We start from the raw sequence: 23,705 nt of genomic DNA on the forward strand, positions 1-23,705 counted from the left end.
GGCCATCCGCAGCAGAATGGCCGGCATGAGCGCATGCACCTGACCCTGAAGCAGGAAACCACCCGGCCGGCCTGCGAAAATCACCTGCAACAGCAGGTGCGGTTCGATGACTTCGTCAGGGAATATAACACAGAACGTCCGCATGAAGGCCTCGCCATGGCGACCCCTGCAGAGATCTACACGCCGTCATCGCGCATCTATGACGGCCTGCCAGACATCGATTATCCCTTCCATGATCGCGAGGTCCTGATAACCGCCTGCGGCCGGATCTGCATGCATCGGAAAAAAATCAACATCTCCACCGTGCTCGCGGGTCAGCGTGTCGGCGTAAAGGAGGTCGACGACGGCATATGGCTCGTCTCCTTCATGCACTATGACCTCGGATACGTTGACCTCGAGCAGAGAACCCTGCAGACAATCGACAACCCGTTCGGAGCAAAAGTGTAACCCATCTCTCCGGTACATACTGTTACCTATGTGTCCGGGCCGGACATCGCAAGAAATGGCGCGAGTGACGGGACTTGAACCCGCGACCTCCGGCGTGACAGGCCGGCACTCTAACCGACTGAGCTACACCCGCGTATTTCTCCTGCCGCAACGCGGCGAGCCGTCTCTCTAGTCAAGCGGACTAGGGCGGTCAAGCGACGAACGTCAGGCCAGGCGCGATTATATGCTTTTCAAGCGTCATTCATCGGTCACATTGTCGAATTACCCGTAGAATAGACGGAATCAGGACCTTCTCATGAAACGCATATTTCTCATCATCGCCGGTGTCTTGGGGTTGCTCGTGGTCGCGGCACTGGTCGTGCCCTTCCTGGTGCCCAAGGATGTCTACAAGGCCCAGATCGAGAAGGCGGCGACCGGCGCCCTTCAGCGGGACGTGACACTCACCGGAGACGTGAAGATTTCCGTCTTCCCGCGCATCGCGGCGGGCGTCGGCGGCGTGACCGTGGCCAATCCTGAAGGGTTTGACCGGCCATACATGATCGAGGCCGGGGAGTTGCGCGGATCGGTCAAATGGCTGCCGCTGCTGTCCGGGCGCGTCGACGTGCAGGAGATTTCGTTCCTTGACGCAAATGTCGACCTGCACAAGCTGGCCGATGGCACGTCGAACTGGGAATTTGGCGCCAAAACCGAGCCTGATGCGGATACAGGCGAGTCCGGCGGCGGCTTTGACGCGGGCGTCGCGTCTGCCCGGCTCAAGAATGCCCGGCTGACCTATCGTGATGATGCCTCCGGCGCATCCTACGAACTCAGCGAGCTGGACATGCAGGCGTCGCTGCAGGCGCTCGACAAACCGCTTGATCTGGACGCGTCAGGCCTCTTTCAGGGTGAGACTTTCGACGTGGTCCTTCGGCTCGATTCGCCCAGTGCCATGACCGCTGGCACGCCGGCCAATGCGGAATTCACCCTGAAATCATCGCTCGGCAATGCCAGCTATGAGGGCAGCGTGACGCTGGGTGACGCGGCCTCCCTCTCCGGCGCGTTTACGGCCGGGACAGACGCGGTGGGGAAACTGGCCGCATTCTCTGGGACCGAATTGCCGATGGACGTATCCCGGCTCGGCAAGCTGGACGCGAAGGGCACCGTCTCCGGGCCTCTGGATGCGTTGAAGATTGACATTGAGAGCTTCAGCCAATCGTCCGATCTCGCGAAAACGGACTTCACGGGCAGCGTCCTCCTGTCTGACGCCCCGACGATACAGGGCACGCTCGGGCTGGTAGCGTCCGACGTGCATGAACTTGCAAAATTCGGCGGCGTCGAACTTCCCGAAGCGGCGGCCCCGCTTGGCGCGGCCAATCTCAAGGCGGCGATATCCGGCGATCTGACTGCGCCGCAAATGGTATTCGAGACGCTGACCCTCAAGGGCGCGCTGATCGACGCCAATTATACCGGCGGCATGAAGATCGGCGAGGCGATCAGCCTTGACGGCAAGTTTGCGGCAACCCTTCCGCAAGCCGGTGACCTTGCCACGCAATTGGGTTTGGACCTGCCGGCCAGTGACGCGCTGGAGCGCGTGGAAATCAAGGGCGCGCTGACCGGCGCACTGGACGCCCTGAAACTCAGCGCGCTCGACGTGAAACACACAGGCGCACTGCTGAAAGCCACCTATGCCGGTGAGGTCGGGCTGGGCGGCGACGGGCGCGTCACTGGCCGGCTGACAGCCTCAAGCGATGAACTGCGCGCCTTGCTGGAGGCAGCGGATGTCGAGATGGCGCCGGGCGAAACACTCGCGGCATTCGACGTCAAAAGCGCGGTTGCCGGCAGCTTCAAGAAGCTGTCCCTGACTGACCTGACGCTGACCCTGGACGGCATAACCGGCACGGGCACAGCAGGCGTGGACCTGTCAGGCGAACGGCCAAAGCTGACGGGCAACCTTGCGATGGGACCGCTCGACCTGTCGCCATTCCTTGGCGAGGGCGATCAGGCCGGCAAGCCGAAACAGGCGGGTACGGGCTGGAGCACGGAACCGCTCAACCTTGGCGGCCTGAACGCCGTCGATGCCGACGTCCAGATCACGACGAGCGCGCTGACAATCGGCAAGGTCAAGCTGACCGATGCGGCCATGTCGACCAGGCTGGACAAGGGCGTGCTGGCGGCCGACCTGTCACGGTTCAAGGCCTTTGGAGGCGACTGGAACGGGAAGCTGGGCGTCAATGCGCAGGGCGCGAGGCCTGCCCTGGATTTCACGATGAATGGCAGCGGCGTTGGCATGTCGAGCCTGCTGGGCACGCTCGCCGGCTTCGACAAACTCACCGGCACAGGTGGCTTTACCGTGACAGGCGCTGCGTCCGGCAACTCGATGAATGACATCATGAACGCACTGGACGGCAAGGTGACGACAAACCTGACCGATGGCGCGCTGAAGGGACTGAACGTGGCACAACTGGTCCGCAGCGCGTCGTCGCTCCAGCAGGCGCTGGCCTCCGGGAACCTGTCGAACCTGGATTTCTCGCAAGCCCTGTCCCCATCGGCCGAGACGGACTTTTCCAGTTTCGACTCGGTTCTCACCATTACCGATGGTGTCGCCAATGTGGACCTGATGAAACTGATCAACCCGGTGCTTGGCATTGACGGTTCGGGCAAGATCAATCTCGGCGGCCAGGCGCTGGACCTCCGGCTGGCGACCAGCATCGACAAGGCGGGAACAGGGTCGGGCAGCGTCGTTCAGCTGAACGGAATCCCGGTGCCGGTGCGTGTTTCGGGTTCGTGGAGCAATCTGAAAGTGTCGCCGGATACGTCAGGTATCCAGGCTGCGCTGAAGGCCGAACTGGGCAGCAAGCTGAAGGACCAGCTGTCGGACAGGATTGGGGGCGATGCCGGGGACATCCTCGGGACTGTGCTGGGAGTTCCCGCCACGCCCGCCACTCCCCCTGCGCCTGACACGGCGGACCCCGCGACCGCACAGCCAGAGCCGGAGCCCAAGGCACCCGTCACGCTGGAAGACGCAGCCGAGGAAGCCGCGCGGAATGCGCTCGGCGACCTGTTTGGCAGGAAGAAGAAGGAAGAACCGGCGCCCGCTGAACCGGAATAGTGCCCGGCCTGCAAGCCTAATAGGCCTGCGTCAGCGCATACTCGATCTGCTGGCCGCGGGCCTCGAAGGCGAGTTTCACCCAACGGCCCTGCGCGTCGTACCAGAGGTCCACGTCTATGTCCGAATCCATCAGGTAGCGGCGGGCATCGACCGGCTGTCCGTCAACCATAACGGTGTCGCTGCCCTTGTCCTGGACATTGACCTTGATCAATTCGCCATCCTCGGTGGAGAGCAGCTGCGACGCCCCTGTCTGGGCAAAGTTCCAGTGACTTGAAGGCAGTATGCCGAGGGGTACGGTGCCTGAATATTCGGTCCCCTTGACGCTAAGCGTCTCGCCATCGCGCAAGGCCTGAACGGATCCATCCTTGCCGCTGTCGTCGACAACGCCCGTCAGGCCAACCAGCAGGCCCTCTTTCCACGTTTCGGTGGCGTCCAGTTCATAGTTGAAAACCGTAATCGGCCCGAGGCCGGCTTTCAGCCGTACATCCGTGGTGGCGGTCAATGTGCCGTCGGCTGCAACGCCAAACGATACCGAGTGGCTGCCAAAGGGCTTGCCATTGCGGAGCACATCGAAGCGGATCTCGTCACCGTCCTTGGGCGTCCAGACCGGTGATGAGGACGCAGGGGTGGCGGTGGGGGCAGGGGCGGTATCGGCATGCGCAGGGGTGGCGAGGAGGGCGAGCGAGAGTGCGGTAAGGGTGTGGCGGATCATCGGAACAGGTTCCAGAGGGGGTGGCTGGTTTCAGCGACGAAACAGATACAGGTCTCATCCCCAACGGCGGCTGGCTTGTGGCGTTTGCCCGGTTCACCCAGAACGATATCCCCGCGGGAATAGACGCCATGTCCATCACTGAAACGCCCCTGGAGCACAACGGTTGCTTCCAGGGCGCCGTGACCGTGAGCGGGCGCAGACTGGCCGGGATCCAGCCGCATGAATTTTGCGCCGCGAGTCCGGGTATTGGCATATGAAACACCCGTGATGCCCCGCTTCCAGTCAATCGCGCCATCCGCCATCGCGAGCAGGTCTTCGGCCGTCTCCCTTAATGGCTCCAGCAGGCGGGGCCGGGCAGCGCGGGGCCTGACACTTGCCGCCTGCCGCGGATCACGTTCAAGCAGCGCGCCGCCGACGATTGACCATATCTGCACCTGCTCTGCCCCTGAAGGGCTGAGCATCATGTGCATGTCAGCAGCCAGCGCCAGCGCATCGGCGTGATTGCCGGCGGCATGGTCCATCATGAAGGATGCGTAGGATTCCTGCATATTCAAACGGCATTTCCAGTTCGGTGTTCGTGTTGGATCAATCGGTTTACGGGCCACAGGGCCATCTGGATCACTTTAGATGTGGCTGTTGTGCATTGGCGCGCCGCACCCTAGCTTGGCCTGATCCGCCTCCCCAACTGAACCGGACTGACTGCATGACCATTCACCGCTCCGTAATTGACCTGATCGGAAACACCCCCCTCCTCCGCCTCAATGCCATTTCCGACGCGACCGGGTGCGAAATCCTCGGCAAATGCGAGTTCCTGAATCCCGGACAGTCGGTCAAGGACCGTCCGGCCCTGGGCATTGTGCGCGATGCAGAGGCCGCGGGCCTGCTGAAGCCGGGCGGCACGATTGTCGAAGGCACGGCAGGCAATACGGGGATCGGCCTGGCCCTTGTCGGGGCCGCGCTTGGCTATCGCGTGGTCATCGTCATGCCGCGCACGCAGAGCCAGGAGAAGAAGGACGCCATCCGCCTGCTGGGCGCAGAACTGATCGAAGTTGACGCAGTGCCCTACGCCAACCCGAACAATTACATCAAGTATTCCGGCCGCCTCGCCGAAGATCTCGCCAAATCTGAGCCGAATGGCGCGATCTGGGCCAACCAGTTCGACAATACGTCAAACCGCAAGGCGCACTATGATACGACGGGGCAGGAAATCTGGAAGCAGACGGATGGCAAGCTGGACAGTTTCATCTGTGCAGTCGGATCGGGCGGCACGCTGGGCGGTGTCTCGATGGCCCTCAAGGAAAAGCGCAAATCCATCCAGATCGGACTGGCCGACCCCGGCGGCGCCGCGATGTACGAATATTTCACGAGCGGCGAATTGAAATCGGAGGGCACGTCGATCACCGAAGGCATCGGACAGGGGCGCATTACGGCGAACCTTGAGGGTATCGAGGTCGACCGCGCCTATCGCTGCACCGATACCGAAGCGCTCAATGTGCTGTTCGACCTTGTCCAGAAAGAAGGCCTCTGCCTCGGCGGATCGGCGGGGATCAATGTCGCCGGCGCGGCCAAGATGGCGCGCGACATGGGGCCGGGCCACACGATCGTGACGATGCTGTGCGATTATGGCAATCGTTACCAGTCGAAACTGTACAATCCGGAATTCCTGAGGTCGAAGGACCTTCCGGTGCCGCCGTGGATGGAGAAATAAGCAGATGGAATCGGGTGACCCGCTCGTCAGTGCAGACTGGCTGATCAACAATATCGCCGCGCCGGATGTCCGCATCCTTGATGCAACCTATTTTGCAGATTTCACCAATCCGCCTGAAACCGGGCGCGAGGCCTGGGCGCGCGGCCATATTCCCGGCGCCGTGCATTTTGACATCGACGAGATCGCCGACACGTCATCCGACCTGCCCCACATGCTGCCGGATTCCGTCAAGTTCTCGGCCCGCATCCGCAAGCTGGGCGTCGGCGATGGCAACCGGATCATCGTGTATGACCAGAACCGGTTCTTCGCATCGGCCCGCGTCTGGTGGATGCTGCGGGTGATGGGGCACACGGACGTGCGCGTGCTTGACGGCGGGCTGTACGCCTGGGTCGAAGCGGGCGGCGTCCTGGAAGACCTGCCGCCGGTCGTCAGCGAGCGGCATTTCACGCCGCGCGTTCGTACGGACCTGGTCATGGATGCCGCCGGACTGGAAAAGCTGGTCGGATCGGCGCGCATGACCATTGTCGACTCCCGCCCTGATGGACGCTATTTCGGGCGCGATCCCGAACCGCGCAAAGGACTGGCGTCAGGGCATATTCCCGGCAGCGTCAACCTGCCAGGCAGTGCTTTGGTCACGGAAGACGGCCATATGAAACCGGCTGACAAACTGGCGAAACTGTTCAAGGACCCGAAGGCCCCAACCGTGACGACCTGCGGCTCGGGCGTCACGGCGGCGATCGCGGCGCTGGCGCTCGCACGCCTCGGCAACTGGGACGTGGCGGTCTATGACGGCTCGTGGACGGAATGGGCCTCCGATCCATCCCGCCCGGTTGCGACTGGCGCCTGATGAAACAGCCCGAAACCCGCCTGATTCACACGCGCAAGGAGCGGCTTGGACGGGTGACGGTGAACCCGCCCGTTGAGCGTGCATCCACCGTGCTGTTTTCGACTGAAGAGGCGCTCTACGGCCCGAAGCCGACCTATGGCCGTATGGGGCTGACGGTCCACCGCGAACTTGAAGCCGCCATGTGCGAGCTGGAAGGCGCGACCTATGCGCGGCTGGCTGCCAACGGCCTGCAGGCCTGCACGCTGGCCATTGCGAGCACGGTGCGCGCGGGCGACCATTTGCTGTTTCCCGACTCTGCCTATGGCCCCACGGCCCGGTTTTGCGAGCGGCGGCTGCCGGCAATGGGCGTGAAGACATCGCGCTATGATCCCCGCATCGGCGCGGGTATCGCGGACCTGTTTCAGGACAATACGAAAGCCATCTTCCTCGAATCGCCGGGATCTCTCACATTCGAAGTGTGCGACACACCGACGATTGTGGAGGCTGCCAAGGCGCGCGGCATTCGCACGATTATGGACAATACGTGGGGCGCGGGCCTGCATCACCAGCCGCTGGCCCTGGGCGTTGACCTGTCCGTGCAGGCACTGACGAAATACGTGTCGGGACATTCCGATGCGTTTGGCGGCGCCGTGATGACCGGCACGCCGGGCATGGCCGGGCGCCTTGAAGCCGTGTCGGAAGACTGGGGCATCTGCCTGTCGCCGGACGATGCCTTTCTGTGCCTGCGCGGCCTGCGGACCCTGAAGACAAGGCTGAAGGCACATGAAGCGGCGGGGCTGGCGGTGTCGGAATGGCTGGCGGCGCGGGACGAAGTGGCCAGCGTGCTGAACCCGGCTTTGCCGACCCACCCGGACCATGCGCTGTGGCAGCGCGACTTCAGCGGCTCGAACGGCTTGTTCGGAGTCATCCTGAATCCCGTGCCCGCAGGCGGCATGGAGCGCTTTTTCGAGGCATTGCACCTGTTTTCCATGGGATTTTCATGGGGAGGCTTTGAGAGCCTGATCATTCCGTGCGATCAGCAGCTGACGCGCATGAAGGGAAACTGGACCGATACGCGGGCTGGCCCCCTGTTGCGTCTTCATATCGGGCTGGAGGCTGTGGATGATCTTGTTGCGGACCTTGCGAGCGGGTTTGCGGCCATGACGGGGAAATGAACGAAACATGGGGGTAAAACAAGTCGGACTGGTTCTGGGCCCTGCCCTGGCGGGACTCATGCTGCTGGTCGGTGCGCCGGACGGATTGAGCTTCGCGGCCTGGGGCACCGGGGCGCTGATGGTGCTGATGGCAACATGGTGGGCGACCGAGGCGATCCCGATCCCGGCGACATCGCTGCTGCCGCTGGTCGTACTGCCGCTCATCGACGCCGGGACACCGCGGCAGGTCGGCGCGGACTATGCGAACTATATCGTCCTGCTGCTGCTGGGCGGCTTCATCATCGCGATGGGGATCGAACGCTGGGACCTGCACAAGCGTATCGCGCTGAACGTGATTTCCCGCGTGGGCGCGGCGCCGAAAGCACTGATCTTCGGCTTCATGCTGGCGACGGCGCTGCTGTCGATGTGGATTTCGAACTCCGCAACCACGCTGATGATGATGCCGATCGCCCTGTCGGCCGCCCAGACGCTGGATGACAAGAGTGGCCGCTTCGCGACGGCACTGCTTCTGGGCATATGCTATGCCGCCTCCATTGGCGGTGTGGCGACGCCAATCGGGACCCCGACCAACCTGATCGCGATCAACTGGCTGCAGGTCGAAGCGGGCGGCAATATCGGCTTCCCGCAATGGATGGCCTTTGGCGTGCCCGCCGCAGCCTTGCTGGTTCCGGCGGCCTGGTGGTCACTGACCCGCACCCTGCCGAAATTCAGCGGCGGCCAGGAGGTGCTTGAGCGGGTGCGGCGTGACAAGCACGCGCTGGGCCGCATGACGCCAGCCGAAAAGCGCGCTGCCATCGTGTTCGGATGTGTCGCCCTGCTCTGGGTCTCGCGGCTCTGGACGGTGGACCTGCTGGACGCAGCCGGCTGGGGAACGCTTGGCACCTATGGCGGCGCCGAGGTGGACATGATGATTGCCATGGCAGGCGCGGTCGTGATGTTCCTGGTGCCCGCGGGCGGCGGCGAGAAGCGCATGCTGCTGACCTGGGAAGAGGCCGAACGGCTGCCCTGGGGCGTTCTGGTCCTGTTTGGCGGCGGCATCGCACTCGGCAATGCCATCTCGCGCACAGGCCTGTCGGAATGGCTGGGCAGCCAGTTGTCGATCCTGTCGACTTTCCCCCCCATCCTGTTCATTGCCGTGGTCGTGACGCTGGTCATTTTCCTGACCGAGCTGACCAGCAATGTTGCGACCATGACGACGCTGGCACCCATTCTGGGCTCGCTGGCTGTTGCGGTGGGCATGGCGCCGGAAAGCCTGCTGGGTCCGGCAGCGGTCGCGGCGTCCTGCGCCTTCATGCTGCCTGTGGCGACAGCGCCCAATGCGATTGTGTACGCGACGGGCCACGTGCCGATTCAGGACATGATCCGCCGCGGCCTGCGGGTGAACCTGATCGGCATCATTGTCATTACGCTGATCGGCTACTTTATCGCACCTCTGGTGCTCTGACCGCGTGTCGTCGCCCCACTCGAAGGGTGAGGGAGAGTGGGAGGACACCGCTGCAGGCCAGGGGGAGGGTTTGGAGGTACCAACAGCGGGAACGCGAACAGTCCATGATGCCGGCCTGGCGGGAAGTCCTGGCCGAAATCACTTGGGTTCAACGCGCATCTGGGCATTACCCGTCGCGGAACAAGCGATGTTTCGAATGACAATTTCGTCATTAACCAGCCGCCTTGTCCTGCTGCGGCTGCAACAGGACGCGGGCGAGGCGCTCAGTTCGGTTCGTCAGAGACCCGGACGACAAGCTTTCCGAGATTCTTGCCTTCAAACAGGCGTGACAGGCTGGAGGGCGCATTCTCGAGGCCTTGAACAATATCGGTCTCGAACTTCAGTTTCCCTTCCATCAGCCACTGGGCCATCTGCTGGATGCCTTCGGCGAAGCGCGGGAAATAGTCGATGACGATGAAGCCTTTCAACAGCGTGCGGCGCATCAGCAAATTGTCGAAATTGTAGGGCCCCGGCACAGGCTCTGTCGCATTATAGGTCGAGATCAGTCCGCACAGCGGCATGCGCGAGAAATCGTTCAGGCGCGCGATCACGGTGTCCATAATCTTGCCGCCGACGTTTTCAAAGTTGATGTCGATGCCGTCCGGGCAATGCCTGTCGAGCGCGGCGCCGAGGTCTTCGGTCTTGTAATTGATCGCAGCATCGAAGCCCGCCGTCTCGACCAGCCATTTGCACTTTTCGTCCGACCCGGCGATGCCGACGACGCGGCAGCCCTGGATCTTCGCGATCTGGCCGACCATCGAGCCGACGGCGCCCGCCGCAGCGGACACGACGACCGTTTCGCCTGCCTTCGGCTTGGCGATGTCCATCAGGCCGAAATAGGCGGTCATGCCGGTTGCCCCGAGGGGGCCCATGAAGGCGGTGAGCGGCACGCCGGGAAGCTGGGGCATCCTGGCGAGGCCCGCGCCGGGAAGCGTGTTGTAGAGCGACCAGTGGGCGAGCCCGGTATTGACGATGTCGCCGGGTTCAAGACCGTCAAAGCGGCTTTCGGTCACGAGGCTGAGGCCGCCACCTCGCATGGGTTCACCAATGCCAACCGGCGGGAGGTAGGCATCCCTGTCGCTCATCCATATCCGGTTGGTCGGGTCGAGGGAGAGATAGATGGTGCGGGCGCGCACTTCTCCCTCCTGAAGCGGCGCGAGCGGCGCCTCCACCAGTTCCAGATCGCTCTCCTTGACGTCACCTACGGGGCGGGCCCGCAGCACCCAGGTCTTGTTCATCTGTGTCATCGTTCTCTCCCATTTCCATGGAAGCTACGACGAAACAGGCTCAGCGCAAGACGTCCCGCCGGGACATCCACCATGCATAAGCCATGAACAGAGCGGCGATGATGATGATGACAGCGCTCATCACGCCGGCGCCTTCCATGCGGGGCGCGTCCTTGTCGAGCGTCCCGACGAGCATGCTGATTGCAGCGGCAAGGAAAGATGCGGCGAACAGGGGAAATGCGAGTTTCCTGCGAAGCAGCAAGAGGATGCTGGCGAACAGTCCGCCGAACACGCCGATCACCCACAACGCCCAGACCCACAGGGGCATGGCGAACCAGTAGTCGAGCATTTCCTGCGGATAGGGTTCCAGATAGGCGGCATTACGGGTGGCCGTCATCGTGAAATCGAAACAGCCAAACGCGTTCCACAGCAGGCTTACTGCGCCGACCACCCACAGGTGCCATGGCGTTTTTGCGCGGGTTTCGTCTGAACTGTCTGTCATGCGTATGCCCTCCCAAGCTTGTTTCGGGAAAGAATACTCCAAAAAGGGAAATGACAGAACGCCAGCACCGGAAACCGGATCGCGGGGGGACGCGTCCGGTTTCCGTTACTGATCGGGCGGGCAAGAAGGAGACCGCGCTGACATGGGCTGGTGTGACAGGGATTGGGGGCGCGATTCCCCGTCCTGCCCGAAAGATGAGGCCGCGCATGCTGGCCACACCCCTTCGCCTCCATTCAGGCGACCGGTACATAATACACCCGACTGGCCGGTGTGGGATAAGCAGCGGGTGACGGGCCCGCCTCAAGGCGTTAAACCTTCGGCCTGCAAAGGATTCTCGCTCATGGCCACTGCCCCCGTTACCAAGGACAGCCACCTCTATCTCGTGGACGCGAGCGCTTATATCTTCCGCGCCTTCCATGCCCTGCCGCCGCTGACACGCGCGTCGGATGGCCTGCCGATTGGCGCTGTCGCCGGCTTCTGCAACATGCTGTTCAAGCTGCTGGAAGAACTCAAGGGGCCCGAGCGGCCGACGCATTTTGCCTGCATCTTCGACGCCTCGTCCCACACGTTCCGCAATGACATGTACGACCTCTACAAGGCGAACCGGTCCGAGCCGCCGGAAGAATTGCGGCCGCAATTCCCGCTGGTGCGGCGCGCCGCGATTGCCTTCGCAGCCCATGCGCTGGAACTGGAAGGCTATGAGGCCGACGACCTGATCGCGACCTATGCACGCCAGGCCGAGGCCAAGGGGGCGCGCGTGACGATTGTGTCTTCCGACAAGGACCTGATGCAGCTCGTATCTGACCGCGTCGTGATGCTCGACACGATGAAGAACAAGACGATGGGCATTGACGCGGTGTTCGAGAAGTTCGGCGTAGCGCCTGACCGGGTTGTCGACGTGCAGTCTCTGGCCGGCGACAGCGTGGACAATGTGCCGGGCGCGCCGGGCATCGGCATCAAGACGGCCGCGCAACTGATCAATGAGTTTGGCGATGTCGAAACGCTGCTGGAACGCGCCGGTGAGATCAAGCAGCCGAAACGGCGCGAGAGCCTGATCGACAATGCCGACCAGATCCGCCTGTCGAAGCAGCTGGTCATGCTGAAGGATGACGTGCCGGTGACGCTGGAACTGGAAGGACTGGCCGTCGCTGACCCGGACCCGGAGACGCTGATCGCCTTCCTGGAAGAGATGGAGTTCCGCACCATCACCCGCCGCGTGCGCGAGATGATGGAACTCGAGGGCGCCATCGAGGCCGCCCCGCCCGCCGAAGCGCCGATTGACCGGACGCAGTATGAGTGCGTGCGTGACTTCGAGCGGCTGGAGGACTGGGTAGCCCGTGCCGTGGCGCAGGGCCATGTCGCCGTCGATACCGAGACTGACAGCCTTGATTCCGTGGCCGCCAATCTTGTCGGCGTGTCACTGGCGCTGGCGCCGGGCGTGGCGTGCTATATCCCGCTGGCGCATGTCGATCCGAACGGCGCAGGCGATGGCGACATGTTCGGCGCCGACCCGCCGCGGCAGATACGGATGAAGGATGCGATGCGCGCGCTGAAGCCGATGCTGGAGGATCCGTCAGTCCTGAAGATCGGCCAGAACATCAAGTATGATGACAGCATATTCGCGTCGCAGGGTATTCGCGTCGCGCCGATCGATGACACGATGCTGCTGTCCTATGTGCTGAATGCCGGCAAGCACAGCCATGGCCTGGACACGCTATCGGAACGCTATCTCGGCCACACGCCGATTGCGTTCAAGGACGTCGCCGGCACCGGCAAGCAGCAGGTGAGCTTTGACCGCGTGGCGCTGGACAAGGCGACGGAATATGCTGCCGAAGACGCCGATGTGACCTTGCGCCTGTGGCAGACATTCAAGCCGAAACTGCACACGGAAAAGGTGACAACCGTTTACGAGACGCTGGAGCGGCCCTTGGTGCCGGTTCTGGCGGAGATGGAGCGGCACGGCATCAAGGTGGACCGGGACCAGCTCTCGCGCCTCTCGGCGGATTTCTCGCAGCGCATGGCGGCGCTGGAAGCCGAAGCCGAGGAACAGGCGGGGCGCGCGTTCAATATCGGCAGCCCGAAACAGCTCGGCGAGATCCTGTTCGACGAGATGGGCCTGCCCGGCGGCAAGAAGACCAAGACCGGCGCCTGGGTGACCGATGCCGATGTGCTGGAAGGCCTTGCGACGGAGGGCCACCCCCTGCCCCGCACGATTGTCGACTGGCGTACGCTGTCCAAGCTACGCTCGACCTATACCGAGGCCTTGCAGGCGGCGATCAACCCGAAGACAGGCCGTGTGCATACGAGCTTTGCCATGGCTGTCGCGCAGACCGGGCGCCTGTCATCCTCAGACCCTAACCTGCAGAACATCCCGGTGCGGACGGAAGAGGGCCGCAAGATCCGGCAGGCCTTCATTGCCGACGAAGGCAATGTTCTGGTGAGCGCCGACTATAGCCAGATCGAGCTGCGCATCCTGGCGCACATGGCGGACATTCCGGCGCTGAAGGATGCGTTCCTGCAGGGCCTCGACATTCACGCCATGACGGCCAGCGAGATGTTCGGCGTGCCGATCGAGGGTATGGACCCTATGGTGCGCCGCCAGGCCAAGGCGATCAATTTCGGCATCATCTATGGCATCTCCGGCTTCGGCCTCGCGCGCCAGCTCGGCATTCCGCAGGGCGAAGCGAGCGAATACATCAAGACTTATTTCAAACGCTTTCCCGGCATCCGCGCCTATATGGACGCGACCAAGGATTTCGCGAAGGAGACCGGATACGTGCAGACCGCCTTCGGGCGGAAGATCCATCTCGAAGCGATCAAGTCAAAAGGCCCTGCCAAGGCCTTTGCCGAGCGCCAGGCGATCAATGCGCCGATCCAGGGCAGCGCCGCTGATGTGATCAAGCGCGCCATGATCCGCATGCCTGAGGCGCTGGCCAGGGCGGGCCTGAAGGCGCGCATGCTGCTGCAGGTGCATGATGAACTCGTGTTCGAATGCCCGGAGGCGGAGGCCGGTACGCTGATCAAGGTGGCGCAGGACACGATGCAGGGCGCGGCCATGCCGGCCCTGAACCTGTCCGTGCCGCTGGTGGTCGAGGCGCGCGCGGCGACGAACTGGGCGGAGGCGCATTAGCGCAGGCCGGGTGGGTCCACGCGAAGCGATACCCGCCATCCGCCCTCGCCCCACACACTGAACTCATGCTGAGCGCTTCCAAAGGTCCGGGCTGTAGGGCACAACGCACTTCTGCGAGATCCCCAGGTAACCCTGCCACCCGCTACGGAATTGACAGACCGTCTTTGGCAATCATGGCCCCCTGCCATCTTGTTTCCTTAAATCGCCGTAATGTGAGCGTTTGCTTGCCCTAGTCTGCTGTTTTCATTGGGACAGCACCGAAGGAGGGCTTTTGTCATGTCGCGAACCGTGGTTGAACACCATATTGGAAGACGGCCAGACCCCGCGTCGGGGTATGCACTGGCCGAGAAGGATCGAGCGATGACGACTTTGGCACTGGTGGATGACGACGAGAACATCGTCGCGTCGCTGAAAATGTTCTTTGAGGCTGAGGGCTATAATGTCCGCACCTATCATGATGGCGAATCCGCCCTGCCGGCGCTGACCGAAACGCCACCGGACATTGCCATTCTCGACGTCAAGATGCCCAAAATGGACGGCATGGAACTGCTGCGCCGCCTGCGCCAGACCAGCGAACTGCCGGTGATCTTCCTGACGTCGAAAGACGAAGAGATCGACGAAGTGATCGGCTTCAATATCGGCGCCGATGATTTCGTGCGCAAACCCTGTTCCAACCGGCTGCTGGCCGAGCGCGTGAAGGCCGTGCTGCGGCGCGCGCGCGGCGGCGTGGCGGGGCCTGAAGAGGGCGACCACAAGCCCATCGTTCGCGGCAAGCTGACGCTGGACCCGAACCGCCATGCCTGCACCTGGGATGGCCACCCGGTGCGCCTGACGGTGACCGAATTCCTGATCCTGCAGGCGCTGGCCTCGCGCCCCGGATATGTGAAGAGCCGCGACCAGCTGATGGACGCCGCCTATGACGACCAGATCTATGTCGACGACCGGACCATTGACAGCCACATCAAGCGGCTGCGCAAGAAGTTCCGCGAAGTGACAGACGAGTTCGATGCAATCGAAACACTCTATGGCGTCGGCTACCGTTATACCGAATAGAATCAGGTCCCGGGCCCGTGCCGCTGACCGTCGCGGCGTTGCCGAAGTCTATGTCGGTGGCGCTGCGGATGGCCAGTCGCGGCTGGTGGCAAACTATGTGCGGGAACGCCAGCGCCTGTTGCAGGCGCGCAGTCTGGACCATTTCCGGACGGCCAGCTGGTTTGCCCATTATGATACCGATGCCGTGCGCGCGCATTGCGATGCAGCCCTTGCGCGCGGCGAGCAAATTGTGCTGGTCGGACATAGCTGGGGCAGCGACACGGCCCTGCGGGCGGCCCACATGCTTCACGGCCCCATCGCCCTGCTGGCCGGTGTCGATCCTGTGATGCGGCCCGGCACCCTGTTTTCAAACGTCACCCACCGGCCGGCGAATGCCGAGATGGTGGTTTACGTTGATGCACGGCCGAAGCAGATGGACCATTCCGATCTGGTCAAGGCAACGGGCGTCATCCTTGGGGGAGGACTCGCGCCGGCCTTTCGGGTGGCCGATGTGACGATCCCGGCAACCCTCAATCACTGGGCCTTTTCAGAGATGATGGCCACGGCGAGCCCTGCTGGCCTGACACTTGACCAGATGATCCTGGAGGTCGGTCTCGGCGCGCCCGCTAGCCAAACAGGCTGAAGCGCCAGCTCCAGTTCGGCATCATCATGGTGAGGCCGACAAAGGCCATGCCGATGAGGAGACAGAGCGGCGAATAGAACAGGCGGTTGAGGCGGAGGAACGGCTGTTCGGGCAGCGCCTGTTCGAAGGTGGGCAGGATGCCGATCACGCCGCGCAACAGGAATACAGCCGCGAGCACCAGTCCGCCGGGCGCGATCAGCCAGTCTGACACCGGTGCCTCCACCAGGCGCCCGAGCAGAAGGGCCCAGAGCGATGCCCCGAACAGGCAGAGGGCGACCAGGGCAGAGGCGGCCGTTGACGGCATGCGGGTGATGCCCCGGCGCCCGACAACGGCGCGCGCAAGCGCCTGCTCATTGGCATAGGGAAACGTGCTGCCGAAGGCCCAGGCCAGATGCACCAGGCCTGTAATACCCAGTACGGCAGACAGCAGGATCGAGAGGGAATGGGCAATCATGGGCTGACCTATCCTGATGTGAGACGAACACAATAACATGCCTGTTGGGCTTGCCGCCATCGCCTTCATTCAATAGCCAGTCATAAACCCGCGCCACACATAAGGAATTTTCCATGAGCGACCTTGAAAACACACTCCTTCTTGAAACCTCCAAAGGGCCTGTGAAGATCGAACTGCGCCCTGATCTTGCGCCCGGACATGTCGAGCGCATCAAGGAACTCGCCCGTGAGGGGTTTTATGACGGCATCGTCTTCCACCGCGTGATCGCCGGCTTCATGGCCCAGGTCGGCTGCCCGAAGGGCACTGGCACCGGTGGTTCGAGCAAGCCTGACATCAAGGCCGAGTTCAACGCCGAGCCGCATGTGCGCGGCACCTGTTCCATGGCGCGCACTTCGGCGCCGAATTCCGCCAACAGCCAGTTTTTCATCTGCTTTGATGATGCCAGCTTCCTGAACCGCCAATACACGGTGTGGGGCAAGGTGACCGAGGGCATGGATGTGATCGACCAGCTTGCGAAAGGCGAGCCGCCGCGCAATCCTGACAAGATTGTAAGCATGCGCGTTGCGGCCGACGCCTAAGATTCGCCGCAGCCCGGAATCAGGGTGAACGGGATGGGCGAGTCGAAACGCATCAGATTGCCAGGCTCAAGGCGCGGATCCATGTTCCTGGGCTCGCGCATTGCCCGGCTGATCTTTGCGTCGAACCTCGCTGGTCTCGCCATCCTGATTATTGGCGCGATGGTCCTGAACGAAATGCGCGCCGGTTTCGTCGTGTCGAAAAAGCAGGACCTGGTTGCGCAGGCGCAGATTTTCACCAGCCTGCTGGGCGAAGACGCGACGACGCCGGAGCCCAGCCTGGATGTGGATGCGGCGCGGCAAACCATTGTCAGGCTGAACCTGCCAGAACGCGTTCGGGCGCGCATCTACTCGCCCGCAGGCGAATTGATCGGCGACAGCTTCTACCTGTCGGAACGGGTCGATATCGACGCCCTGCCCCCGCTGAAGGAACCGAGCCGCATCGCCCGCACCGGAGCGGCCCTGTCGGAATGGGCAGGCCGCGTGTTCGGCCCCATCATGCCCCGGCGCAGTTCAGAAGCCGTGCGCACACAGAGCTTCGAGGAGGAATTCGACAGCGCCGTGCTGGGAGACATCGCCGCCAGCCAGCGGTTCTCCGATCGCGGCCAGCGCATCATCTCGGTGTCGATGCCGATACAGCGGGTCTCTGCCGTTGTGGGCGTGCTCACGCTGGAGGCCAGCGACATTGACGAAATCATCCAGTCGGAACGTGCCGCGCTTGTGCCGTTCATCGGCGTGGCCGTGATGGTGGCGTTTATAACATCATTCCTGCTGACGCTGGGCATTGCCCGCCCCTTGCGGCGGCTGTCGCTGGCGGCGGACCGCATCCGTTCCGGAACCTCCGACAGGATCGACATTCCCGCGCTGACCCGCCGCAAGGACGAGATCGGCAATCTTGCCTCCTCCATGCAGGGCATGACCGAAGCCTTGCTGGAACGGATCGAGGCGAACGAACAGTTTGCAGCGGACGTTGCGCACGAACTGAAGAACCCGCTCACATCGATCCGCTCAGCCATCGAAACAGCCGAGCGCGTCCAGGACGATCCGGTCGCCAGCGAACGTCTGCGCGCGGTCATCGCGTCAGATGTGAAACGGCTCGACCGTCTGATTACGGACATTTCAAACGCCTCACGGATCGAAGCGGAAATGACCCGCGTGCCAAGCGAACAGATCGATATTGCGCGTTTTGCGCGCGATGTGGTGCGCACCTATGAATCGATGAGTAACGGCGAAGGGGCGGTCACGGTCGTGTTCGAAGACGCGACGATGGGCGCCCGGTTGCTGGTGCGCGCTCGTGAAGGGCCGCTGGGCCAGGTCATCCGCAACCTTGTCGACAATGCCCGCTCCTTCTCGCCGCCGGGCAGCAGCGTGCACGTGACACTGGAGCAGACCAATAGCGGGCCGCAGACAGTCGCCCGGCTGCGCGTCGAGGATTCCGGGCCGGGCATTCCGGCAGACAAGCTGGAAGAGATTTTCAACCGCTTCTATACTGACCGCCCGAAAGGGACGGCCTTCGGCAACAATTCCGGCCTTGGCCTGTCCATCGTGAAGCAGATCATCGCCACGCATCGCGGCAATGTGTTTGCCGAGAACCGCGAAGAGGGCGGCGCCCGGTTCGTGGTGGACCTGCCGGCAATCTAGCGGTTCTGGCGGTTCTCGATCAGGTCGTTCACGACTTCCGGCTCTGCCAGTGTGCTCGTGTCTCCCAGATTGGAAAACTCGTTCTCGGCGATCTTGCGCAAGATGCGGCGCATGATCTTGCCGGAGCGCGTCTTGGGCAGGCCCGGGGCGAACTGGATCAGGTCCGGCGATGCAATCGGTCCGATCTCGTTGCGCACGTGCTGAACGAGGTTCTTGCGCAGCGCGTCGTCCACCTCAACGCCCTGGCGGAGCGTGACATAGGCATAGATGCCCTGCCCCTTGATATCGTGCGGATAGCCGACAACGGCGGCCTCTGCGACGGCGTCATGGCTGACCAGCGCGCTTTCAACTTCAGCCGTACCCATGCGGTGGCCGGACACGTTGATCACGTCATCCACCCGGCCGGTGATCCAGTAGAAGCCGTCCTCGTCGCGGCGGCATCCGTCGCCGGTGAAATAGTTGCCCGGATAGGCGGTGAAATAGGTGTCGATGAAGCGCTGATGGTCGCCATAGACGGTGCGCATCTGGCCGGGCCAGCTGTCGGTTATGAGCAGGTTGCCGTCGGCAGCGCCCTCAAGGGTCTGGCCTTCGGCATCGACCAGCGCGGGCTTGACGCCAAAGAAGGGATGGCTGCCTGCGCCTGGCTTCATGTCGGTCGTGCCCGGAAGCGGCACGATCATGGTGCCGCCCGTTTCGGTCTGCCACCATGTGTCGATGATCGGGCAGCGCCCCTCGCCGACCGTGTGGAAATACCATTCCCAGGCTTCGGGATTAATCGGCTCTCCGACGGTGCCGAGGAGGCGGATGGACTTGCGGGACGTCTTGTTCACCGGGCCTTCGCCCTCGCGCATCAGGGCGCGGATGGCCGTCGGCGCAGTGTAGAAGATGGTGACCTTGTGCTTGTCGCATGCCTGCCAGAAGCGGCTGGCATCGGGATAGGTCGGGATGCCTTCGAACAGGACACTCGTGGCGCCGTTCGCAAGCGGGCCATAGACGATATAGGTGTGGCCGGTCACCCAGCCGACATCCGCCGAACACCAGAAGACATCGTCTTCCTTCAGGTCGAAAACATATTCGTGGGTCATGGACGCCCAGACGAGATAGCCGCCGGTCGTGTGCAGCACGCCCTTCGGCTTGCCTGTGGACCCGGACGTGTAGAGGATGAAGAGCGGGTCTTCGGCATTCATCGGTTCGGGCGGGCAATCGGCCGACACGGTGGCTCCGACCTCGTGCAGCCAATGGTCCCGGCCCTCGGTCATGCTGACTTCAGAGCCGGTGCGGCGGACGACCAGCATCTTCTTGACCATGCCATTGGCGATCTTCGCTGCCGCGTCGGCATTCACCTTGAGCGGCACCTTGCGCCCGCCGCGCACGCCCTCATCGGCGGTGATCAGCACTTCGGATTCACAGTCGACGATGCGGCCAGCGAGGGCCTCAGGCGAAAATCCGCCAAACACGATCGAATGTACCGCGCCGATGCGGGCACAGGCGAGCATCGCATAGGTCGCCTCCAGGATCATTGGCATGTAGATGGTGACGCGGTCTCCTTTCTTGACGCCAAGCTCCTTGAGGACGTTCGCAAACTTGCTGACGGCGACATGGAGCTGCTTGTAGGTGACCGTGAAGGTGTCGTTCGGGTCGTCGCCTTCCCATATGAAGGCGGGCTTGTCGCCGCGCGTTGCCAGATGGCGGTCGATACAGTTGGCCGACACGTTGAGCACGCCGTCCGAATACCATTTCACATGCAGGTCGCCGGTTTCCCACGAGACGTCCTTCACGACAGAATAGGGCGTCATCCAGTCGAGGCGCTTGCCATGCTCGCCCCAGAAGGATTCGGGGTCGGCAATTGAGGCTGCATACATCTCCCGGTATTTTTCCGGCGTCAGATTCGCCTTCGCGGCAAAATCGGCTGGAACGGGATATGTCTTGCTGGCGTCGCTCATGTCGGGCCTCTCCTTTGGAACGTTTCTGACTGTTGCTTATAGGGAAGTCCGCAACTTGAGAAGTTTTCTAGCCAATTGCGGGCCGGATTAAAGCAAGTGCGGCAGGTCGGCATAAACCTGACCCATTGGACTGTATCAGAAACGAGACAGTCCGATGGGGTAAGTTCGGGCTCGGATAACCATCAAGACCTCAATCAACGGGCAGCATGCCCGCGTCCGCCACGCCATGCGGCGACCGTGTGCCCGGCACGCGGATATCCTCGACGAGATCCTGGATGTCCTGTGGCGGCGCCTTGGTCATCAGCGAGACGATGATTCCGACGACGAGGGCCACGAACATGAAGACAAAGCCGATGCCCTCAGGCGAAACGCCAAGGAACCAGTCAGACGCGGTCGATGCCTTTCCGGCGCCGAGCTTGAAGTGCCAGATATAGGCGAAGGTCGGCACGAGGCCGGTCAGCATCGCGGCGATGGCACCTTCCCGGTTCATGCGCTTCCAGAAGATGCCGAGGAATATGACCGGGAACAGCGAGGCTGCCGCAAGGCCGAAGGCGAAGGCAACGACCTGCGCCACGAAGGCGAGCTTGGCCGAATAAATGCCCATGAACCCGGCGGCGACAACCGCCCCCGCCGCCGCGACGCGGGCGATGCGCAGTTCGGTCTTGTCGGACATGCCCTTGAAGAAGGTGCGCCGGCAGAGATCGTGGCTGATCGCTGACGAGATCACCATCAGGAGGCCCGCTGCGGTGGACAGGGCCGCAGCAAGGCCGCCGGCCACGACGAGGCCGATCACCCAGTCGGGCAGCTTGGCGATTTCAGGATTGGCCAGGACATAGATGTCATTGTTGATGGTCACCTCATTGTCGAGGCCATCCGGCGCGGCCGGGCCACGGATCTGCATCAGGCCATCGCCATTGATGTCGTCAAAGCCGACAAGGCCGGTCTTCTCCCAATTTGCAAACCAGGCCGGGCTGGGCGTGCCGCCGCGCTCGGTGATGGCGGCCGATTCGTCGTCATAGGCGGCCGCAGGCACGTAGGTCGTTTCATTGACGGAGCTGATGACGTTCAGGCGCGCAAAGGAGCCGACGGCAGGTGCAACTGTGTAGAGGAGCGCAATGAAGACAAGCGCCCAGCCAGCCGAGAGGCGGGCATCGGATGCACGCGGCACTGTGAAGAAGCGCACGATGACATGCGGCAGGCCGGCCGTGCCGAACATCAGGGCCGCCGTGATGCAGAACACATCGAACATGGTCTTGTTGGTGCTGGTATATTCCGCAAAGCCGAGGCCCGTGACGGTCTCGTTGAGCTTCTGGAGCATGGAGACGCCTTCACCCTTGATGTCGGAAATGAAACCGAGCTGGGGCACCGGATTGCCGGTCAGCATAAGCGAGATGAAGATGGCGGGGACGGTATAGGCGAAGATCAGCACGCAATACTGGGCCACCTGCGTATAGGTGACGCCCTTCATGCCGCCCAGAACGGCATAGAAGAACACAATGCCCATGCCGACGAAAATGCCCGTGTTGAAGTCGACCCCCAGGAAGCGCGAGAAGGCGAGCCCGACACCGGACATCTGGCCTGCGATATAGGTGAACGACACGAACAGGGCGCAGATCACGGCGACGACGCGGGCGGCGTCACTGTAATAGCGGTCGCCGACAAAATCCGGCACCGTGAATTTGCCGAACTCGCGCAGGAAGGGTGCGAGCAGGAGCGCGAGGAGCACATAGCCTCCGGTCCAGCCCATCAGGTAGACCGATCCGCCATAGCCAAGACCGGCAATCAGGCCTGCCATGGACAGGAAGGAGGCCGCCGACATCCAGTCCGCCGCCGTGGCCATGCCATTGACGACAGGATGGACGCCATGGCCGGCGACGTAGAAATCATTGGTCGAGCCTGCGCGGGCCCAGACAGCGATGCCGATATAGAGGGCGAAGGTCGCGAAGACCCAGGTGAGTGTCCAGTCCATGATCGGCCCCTAGCCCTTGATGCCGAATTTGCGCTCGAGGCGCCGCATGGCGGTGCAATAATAGAAAATGAGGCCGACGAAGACGTAGATCGACCCCTGCTGGGCGAACCAGAACCCGAGGGGGGCGCCCCCGATGTGAAACTGGTCGAGCCAGCCCCGGAGCAGGATTCCCGCTCCGAACGACACTGCAAACCAGATGACCAGCAAGCTCACCGTCAGGCGGATAACCGCCTTCCAATAGGCTTTTCCGTCGATTCCAACCGCCTTTTCCGTCATTGCTGCGTATGCTCCCCGGCTTTTGTGTTTTCCCAGTCATCCCGCAGAACCGCGCGATAGGCAAACAGGACTTGCCAGGGGTGCCGGCCCCGCTTGCCAGCGGAAGCCTGATCGCCTATAGGCGCCGACTGGAAACGACGGCGCAAGGCCGTACGTGTCAGGCTGTCACCGTCCGGGCGTCCGGCGGCGGACTTCAGGGCGAAAGGAAAACAAATGTCCAAGAAACAGATTTCATTCAATGTCGAAGTGCGCGAGCGCACCGGCACCGGCGGCGCTCGTGAAGCCCGTAACAATGGCTTCGTGCCCGGCGTCCTGTATGGCGGCGGCGACAAGCCTGTTGCGATCAACCTGCGCCTCGCAGAAGTGCTGAAAGCCATTGAAACCGGCCACTTCCTGTCTTCGACCGCTACGCTGGTCCACAAGGGCGAAAAGCAGCTCGTGATCCCGCAGGCGATCCAGATGCACCCGATCACCGACCGTCCGGTCCACGTCGACCTGTTCCGCGTGACTGCCAACCAGAAGATCAAGGTCGAAGTGCCTGTGCACTTCAAGGGCGAAGACGTCTCGCCAGGCCTGAAAAAGGGCGGCACGCTCAACGTCGTGCGTCACAATGTCGAACTGCTCGTCCCAGCCGGTCACATCCCGGAATTCCTCGAAGCTGACGTTTCGAAACTTGAAGTCGGCGACAATATCAAGATTTCCGACATCAAGCTTCCATCGGACGCTGAACCAACGATCAATGACCGCGACTTCACGATCGCCACGATTGCCGGACGCGTCGCCGTCAGCGACACGGACGGGGACGAAGACACTGATACTGCTGAAGCCGAAGGCGAAGCAGCAGCTGAAGAAGGCGGCGAAGACTGATCCGTTCG

At 62.5% G+C, this 23,705-nt stretch carries 20 protein-coding genes and 1 tRNA gene; 12 read left to right on the top strand and 9 right to left on the bottom strand.

The genetic code is table 11. The annotated features are described in order from the left end of the window. On the top strand, window positions 1–447 hold a 447-nt coding region (locus tag VR74_RS06770; RefSeq protein WP_045695404.1), incomplete at its 5' end, for an IS481 family transposase. Between the two features lie 56 nt (window positions 448–503). Here the strand turns inward: VR74_RS06770 and VR74_RS06775 are convergent. Beyond that, a tRNA-Asp gene (locus VR74_RS06775) sits at window positions 504–580 on the bottom strand. A 162-nt stretch (window positions 581–742) separates the two neighbouring features. Between VR74_RS06775 and VR74_RS06780 the strand changes: the two genes are divergently transcribed. Further along, window positions 743–3,535, top strand: coding sequence for an AsmA family protein (locus tag VR74_RS06780; protein ID WP_045695406.1), 2,793 nt, complete (start codon window positions 743–745; stop codon window positions 3,533–3,535). Between the two features lie 16 nt (window positions 3,536–3,551). On the opposite strand, the gene VR74_RS06785 is transcribed toward VR74_RS06780, so the two are convergent. Continuing rightward, window positions 3,552–4,247, bottom strand: a complete 696-nt coding sequence (locus VR74_RS06785) for a DUF6134 family protein (RefSeq protein WP_045695407.1) — start codon at window positions 4,245–4,247, stop codon at window positions 3,552–3,554. Continuing rightward, window positions 4,244–4,795, bottom strand: coding sequence for a cupin domain-containing protein (locus VR74_RS20610; RefSeq protein ID WP_299949781.1), 552 nt, complete (start codon window positions 4,793–4,795; stop codon window positions 4,244–4,246). Before VR74_RS20610 ends, VR74_RS06785 begins: the two co-directional genes overlap by 4 nt. Before the next feature lie 155 nt (window positions 4,796–4,950). Between VR74_RS20610 and VR74_RS06795 the strand changes: the two genes are divergently transcribed. From VR74_RS06795 to VR74_RS06810, 4 genes are read left to right on the top strand one after another with little or no spacing between them, the layout of a single operon-like run. Then, window positions 4,951–5,955: a cysteine synthase A gene (locus VR74_RS06795; RefSeq protein ID WP_045695409.1), complete on the top strand. Its 1,005-nt coding sequence runs from the start codon at window positions 4,951–4,953 to the stop codon at window positions 5,953–5,955. 4 nt (window positions 5,956–5,959) lie between these two features. Then, window positions 5,960–6,802 (top strand): sulfurtransferase, encoded by an 843-nt coding sequence (locus VR74_RS06800; RefSeq protein WP_045695411.1) that lies wholly within the window; start codon window positions 5,960–5,962, stop codon window positions 6,800–6,802. Further along, window positions 6,802–7,956 (top strand): cystathionine beta-lyase, encoded by a 1,155-nt coding sequence (gene metC, locus VR74_RS06805; RefSeq protein ID WP_045695413.1) that lies wholly within the window; start codon window positions 6,802–6,804, stop codon window positions 7,954–7,956. Before VR74_RS06800 ends, metC begins: the two co-directional genes overlap by 1 nt. Before the next feature lie 7 nt (window positions 7,957–7,963). After that, the gene (locus VR74_RS06810) at window positions 7,964–9,400 is read left to right on the top strand and encodes an SLC13 family permease (RefSeq protein WP_045695415.1); all 1,437 of its coding nucleotides are present in this window, start codon (window positions 7,964–7,966) and stop codon (window positions 9,398–9,400) included. A 263-nt stretch (window positions 9,401–9,663) separates the two neighbouring features. Here VR74_RS06810 and VR74_RS06815 read toward each other — a convergent pair whose 3' ends face one another. Then, window positions 9,664–10,686 carry an NADP-dependent oxidoreductase gene (locus tag VR74_RS06815; protein WP_045695416.1) on the bottom strand — a complete coding sequence of 341 codons (1,023 nt, stop codon included), beginning with the start codon at window positions 10,684–10,686 and terminating at the stop codon, window positions 9,664–9,666. Between the two features lie 40 nt (window positions 10,687–10,726). Beyond that, window positions 10,727–11,167, bottom strand: a complete 441-nt coding sequence (locus tag VR74_RS06820) for a hypothetical protein (protein WP_045695418.1) — start codon at window positions 11,165–11,167, stop codon at window positions 10,727–10,729. Between the two features lie 340 nt (window positions 11,168–11,507). Here VR74_RS06820 and polA point away from each other — a divergent pair, with 340 nt between their 5' ends. The 3 genes from polA to VR74_RS06835 all read left to right on the top strand — a co-directional run bounded on the left by polA (window position 11,508) and on the right by VR74_RS06835 (window position 15,972). Then, a complete protein-coding gene (gene polA, locus VR74_RS06825; RefSeq protein WP_045695420.1) occupies window positions 11,508–14,297 on the top strand; it encodes a DNA polymerase I in 2,790 nt (929 codons plus the stop codon). 360 nt (window positions 14,298–14,657) lie between these two features. Further along, complete coding sequence (locus tag VR74_RS06830; protein WP_034738323.1) at window positions 14,658–15,350, top strand: response regulator transcription factor; 693 nt, start codon at window positions 14,658–14,660, stop codon at window positions 15,348–15,350. Beyond that, window positions 15,322–15,972 carry a hypothetical protein gene (locus tag VR74_RS06835; RefSeq protein ID WP_045695422.1) on the top strand — a complete coding sequence of 217 codons (651 nt, stop codon included), beginning with the start codon at window positions 15,322–15,324 and terminating at the stop codon, window positions 15,970–15,972. Before VR74_RS06830 ends, VR74_RS06835 begins: the two co-directional genes overlap by 29 nt. On the opposite strand, the gene VR74_RS06840 is transcribed toward VR74_RS06835, so the two are convergent. Continuing rightward, window positions 15,956–16,426 carry a DUF3995 domain-containing protein gene (locus tag VR74_RS06840; RefSeq protein ID WP_045695423.1) on the bottom strand — a complete coding sequence of 157 codons (471 nt, stop codon included), beginning with the start codon at window positions 16,424–16,426 and terminating at the stop codon, window positions 15,956–15,958. The genes VR74_RS06835 and VR74_RS06840 overlap by 17 nt on opposite strands. Before the next feature lie 113 nt (window positions 16,427–16,539). Here VR74_RS06840 and VR74_RS06845 point away from each other — a divergent pair, with 113 nt between their 5' ends. Next, the gene (locus VR74_RS06845; RefSeq protein WP_045695425.1) at window positions 16,540–17,004 is read left to right on the top strand and encodes a peptidylprolyl isomerase; all 465 of its coding nucleotides are present in this window, start codon (window positions 16,540–16,542) and stop codon (window positions 17,002–17,004) included. A gap of 81 nt (window positions 17,005–17,085) precedes the next feature. Further along, complete coding sequence (locus VR74_RS06850) at window positions 17,086–18,642, top strand: stimulus-sensing domain-containing protein (RefSeq protein WP_299949783.1); 1,557 nt, start codon at window positions 17,086–17,088, stop codon at window positions 18,640–18,642. Here the strand turns inward: VR74_RS06850 and acs are convergent. The 3 genes from acs to VR74_RS06865 all read right to left on the bottom strand — a co-directional run bounded on the left by acs (window position 18,639) and on the right by VR74_RS06865 (window position 22,830). Continuing rightward, a complete protein-coding gene (acs, locus tag VR74_RS06855) occupies window positions 18,639–20,585 on the bottom strand; it encodes an acetate--CoA ligase (protein WP_045695428.1) in 1,947 nt (648 codons plus the stop codon). The genes VR74_RS06850 and acs overlap by 4 nt on opposite strands. Window positions 20,586–20,775: 190 nt before the next feature. Next, a complete protein-coding gene (locus VR74_RS06860; RefSeq protein WP_045695429.1) occupies window positions 20,776–22,554 on the bottom strand; it encodes a sodium:solute symporter family protein in 1,779 nt (592 codons plus the stop codon). Between the two features lie 9 nt (window positions 22,555–22,563). Beyond that, complete coding sequence (locus tag VR74_RS06865) at window positions 22,564–22,830, bottom strand: DUF4212 domain-containing protein (RefSeq protein WP_045695431.1); 267 nt, start codon at window positions 22,828–22,830, stop codon at window positions 22,564–22,566. A gap of 213 nt (window positions 22,831–23,043) precedes the next feature. On the opposite strand from VR74_RS06865, the gene VR74_RS06870 reads away from it, so the two are divergent. After that, window positions 23,044–23,697 (top strand): 50S ribosomal protein L25/general stress protein Ctc, encoded by a 654-nt coding sequence (locus VR74_RS06870; protein WP_045695433.1) that lies wholly within the window; start codon window positions 23,044–23,046, stop codon window positions 23,695–23,697. Window positions 23,698–23,705 lie beyond the last annotated feature (8 nt).

This window comes from Hyphomonas sp. BRH_c22, from assembly GCF_000961795.1.
Taxonomy (GTDB): domain Bacteria; phylum Pseudomonadota; class Alphaproteobacteria; order Caulobacterales; family Hyphomonadaceae; genus Hyphomonas.

Coding starts and splice junctions, on each gene's coding strand:
- VR74_RS06780 (WP_045695406.1), top strand. CDS start 743: ATGAAACGCATATTTCTCATCATCGCCGGTGTCTTGGGGTTGCTCGTG.
- VR74_RS06785 (WP_045695407.1), bottom strand. CDS start 4,247: ATGATCCGCCACACCCTTACCGCACTCTCGCTCGCCCTCCTCGCCACC.
- VR74_RS20610 (WP_299949781.1), bottom strand. CDS start 4,795: ATGCAGGAATCCTACGCATCCTTCATGATGGACCATGCCGCCGGCAAT.
- VR74_RS06795 (WP_045695409.1), top strand. CDS start 4,951: ATGACCATTCACCGCTCCGTAATTGACCTGATCGGAAACACCCCCCTC.
- VR74_RS06800 (WP_045695411.1), top strand. CDS start 5,960: ATGGAATCGGGTGACCCGCTCGTCAGTGCAGACTGGCTGATCAACAAT.
- metC (WP_045695413.1), top strand. CDS start 6,802: ATGAAACAGCCCGAAACCCGCCTGATTCACACGCGCAAGGAGCGGCTT.
- VR74_RS06810 (WP_045695415.1), top strand. CDS start 7,964: ATGGGGGTAAAACAAGTCGGACTGGTTCTGGGCCCTGCCCTGGCGGGA.
- VR74_RS06815 (WP_045695416.1), bottom strand. CDS start 10,686: ATGACACAGATGAACAAGACCTGGGTGCTGCGGGCCCGCCCCGTAGGT.
- VR74_RS06820 (WP_045695418.1), bottom strand. CDS start 11,167: ATGACAGACAGTTCAGACGAAACCCGCGCAAAAACGCCATGGCACCTG.
- polA (WP_045695420.1), top strand. CDS start 11,508: ATGGCCACTGCCCCCGTTACCAAGGACAGCCACCTCTATCTCGTGGAC.
- VR74_RS06830 (WP_034738323.1), top strand. CDS start 14,658: ATGACGACTTTGGCACTGGTGGATGACGACGAGAACATCGTCGCGTCG.
- VR74_RS06835 (WP_045695422.1), top strand. CDS start 15,322: ATGGCGTCGGCTACCGTTATACCGAATAGAATCAGGTCCCGGGCCCGT.
- VR74_RS06840 (WP_045695423.1), bottom strand. CDS start 16,426: ATGATTGCCCATTCCCTCTCGATCCTGCTGTCTGCCGTACTGGGTATT.
- VR74_RS06845 (WP_045695425.1), top strand. CDS start 16,540: ATGAGCGACCTTGAAAACACACTCCTTCTTGAAACCTCCAAAGGGCCT.
- VR74_RS06850 (WP_299949783.1), top strand. CDS start 17,086: ATGTTCCTGGGCTCGCGCATTGCCCGGCTGATCTTTGCGTCGAACCTC.
- acs (WP_045695428.1), bottom strand. CDS start 20,585: ATGAGCGACGCCAGCAAGACATATCCCGTTCCAGCCGATTTTGCCGCG.
- VR74_RS06860 (WP_045695429.1), bottom strand. CDS start 22,554: ATGGACTGGACACTCACCTGGGTCTTCGCGACCTTCGCCCTCTATATC.
- VR74_RS06865 (WP_045695431.1), bottom strand. CDS start 22,830: ATGACGGAAAAGGCGGTTGGAATCGACGGAAAAGCCTATTGGAAGGCG.
- VR74_RS06870 (WP_045695433.1), top strand. CDS start 23,044: ATGTCCAAGAAACAGATTTCATTCAATGTCGAAGTGCGCGAGCGCACC.